This is a genomic window from Rubellimicrobium aerolatum (assembly GCF_017872975.1).
Classification (GTDB): Bacteria; Pseudomonadota; Alphaproteobacteria; order Rhodobacterales; family Rhodobacteraceae; genus Rubellimicrobium; species Rubellimicrobium aerolatum.
Map to the genome: position 1 here is coordinate 1 of NZ_JAGGJP010000048.1, position 2,227 is coordinate 2,227.

At 69.4% G+C, this 2,227-nt stretch carries 2 protein-coding genes; both read left to right on the top strand.

Annotated elements, in window-relative coordinates; genetic code table 11:
* The first annotated feature begins 157 nt into the window (after positions 1–157).
* Positions 158–1,378 carry an IS21 family transposase gene (istA, locus tag J2Z33_RS18010; protein ID WP_209843630.1) on the top strand — a complete coding sequence of 407 codons (1,221 nt, stop codon included), beginning with the start codon at positions 158–160 and terminating at the stop codon, positions 1,376–1,378.
* Positions 1,378–2,193, top strand: coding sequence for an IS21-like element helper ATPase IstB (istB, locus tag J2Z33_RS18015; protein ID WP_209843632.1), 816 nt, complete (start codon positions 1,378–1,380; stop codon positions 2,191–2,193). The genes istA and istB overlap by 1 nt, the downstream gene beginning before the upstream one ends.
* Positions 2,194–2,227: the final 34 nt, after the last annotated feature.

The following is a 2,227-nucleotide window of genomic DNA, read 5'->3' on the forward strand; positions in this document are numbered from 1 at the left end:
GTGTCAGGCGACATGGAAAACTGACCCCCTGACGACATGAGGAACTGGCCCCCTTTCGTCAGAAGGAGGTCACATGGACGGGACGGGATCGCAGGGTCATCCGCGAACGCAGGTTTCGCGGAGGGTCGAGATTTGGACGCCTGACGAGGTGTCGGCGATGCTGGCACTGAAGGCACGGGGATGGGGCGCGAAGCGGATCTCGGCTGAGCTTGGCTGCTCGCGCAACACGGTGAGGCGCTGGTTGGCTGAGGGGGGCTGGAGGGCGCCTGAACTGGGGGCGCGACCGAAGGCGCTGGACGGCCTGGAGGGCTGGCTGGCGGAGCGGTTCCGCCGCCACGCGGGGAATGCCGACGTCGTGCGCCAGGAGTTGATTGCCGAGAAGGGCATCTCGGTCAGTCTGCGGACCGTGGAGCGGGCGGTCGCGCCGTTGCGCCAGGAGTTCCGGGCGGAGGCCCGGGCGACGGTGCGGTTCGAGACGCGCCCGGGTCAGCAGTTGCAGATCGACTTCGGCGAGCGGCGGGTCGAGATCGGGGGTGCGGCGGTGAAGGTGTTCTTCTTCGTCGCCACACTCGGCTACTCCCGTCGTTTGCATGTCCGGGCCTTCACCGGCGAGAGGCAGGAGCATTGGTTCGAGGGCCTGGAGGGAGCGTTCCGCCGCTTCGGCGGCGTGCCCGAAGAGGTGCTGCTCGACAATGCTCGGGCGCTGATCGTGCATCATGATCCGGCAGCTCGGGAGGTCGTGCTCCACCCCCGGCTGCACGCCTTCGCCCGGCATTGGGGCTTCCAGGTCCGCGCCTGCGCTCCCTATCGCGCCCGCACCAAGGGCAAGGATGAGCGGGGCGTCGGCTATGTGAAGCGCAATGCCATCGCCGGCCGCCGCTTCGAGAGCTTCGGCGCGCTTGAGGCGCATCTCGACCGCTGGGTGCGGGAGGTGGCGGACGTCCGCATCCATGGCACGACGGGCGAACCGCCCCGGCTGCGCTTCGACCGGGACGAAGGCGGCCGACTGAAGCCGATCGACGGCGTGCCACCGTTCCAGACGAGCCGCGAGCTGATCCGGCGGGTCTCCTCCGACTGCGCGGTCGAGGTCGACGGCAACGCCTACTCGGTGCCGTGGCGGCTGATCGGCGAGCGGGTCAGCGTCCTGGTGGCCGGAGCGGACCTGCACATCAGCCATGCCGGCCAGGAGGTCGCCTGCCACGCCATCCGCTTGGGGCGCCACGGCCGGGTCGTAGACCTGGCGCACTTCGCCGGCCTCACCGGCGGCCCCCGCCTCGGCCTCGGCCCTGGGCCCGAGGCGCATGCCTTCCCGGCGCCCGCGCCGCAGCTGCTGCGACCGCTGAGCGAATACGAGGCCATAGCGGGAGGGCCCTGGTGATGATCGCCGAGGGACCCGACCACCTGGAGCGGATGCTGACGCGGCTGAAGCTGACCGCGATCCGCGACCAGCCCGACAACCTGATCGACGAGGCCGGGCGGGGTGACCTGACGATCCGCGAGGCGCTGACGCTGTTCTGCGAGCGCGAGATCGCCCGCAAGGACCAGCGACGGATCGAGATGAGCTTCGGCCTCGCACGCTTCCCCTTCGTGCGGGACCTCTCCGGCTTCGACTTCGCCGCCCAGCCCTCGGTCGACAAGGCGCAGATCCGGGAGCTGTCGACCGGACGGTTCATCGCCAACGGGGAGGCGGTTCTGCTGCTCGGCCCTCCCGGCGTGGGCAAGACCCATCTGGCCGTGGCCATCGGCCGGGAGGTCATCGTCGCGGGCTACACGGTGCTGTTCGTGCCGGCGATGACGCTGGTGGCCACCCTGGCCAAGGCGCAGGCCGAGGGGCGGCTGGAGGAGAGGCTCGCCCACTTCGCCAAGCCGAAGCTGCTGATCGTCGATGAACTCGGCTATCTGCCCTTCGAGCCCGACGCCGCGCACCTGTTCTTCCAGCTCGTCAGCCGACGCTACGAGCGCGGCGCTCTGCTCGTCACCTCGAACCGGACCATCGGGGAGTGGGGCGCCGTCTTCGGCGACCCCGTCGTCGCCACTGCCATTCTCGATCGGATGCTCCACCACAGCCATGTCGTCACCATCCGTGGCGAGAGCTACCGGCTGCGCGAGAAGCGCCGGAGCGGCCTTTTGCAAAAGGCCGCTCCGGCGCAAGACACCACAACATCAACCGCTGAGGGGGTCAGTTCTCTATGACGCGAGGAGGTCAGTTCCTGATGTCGCTGGACAC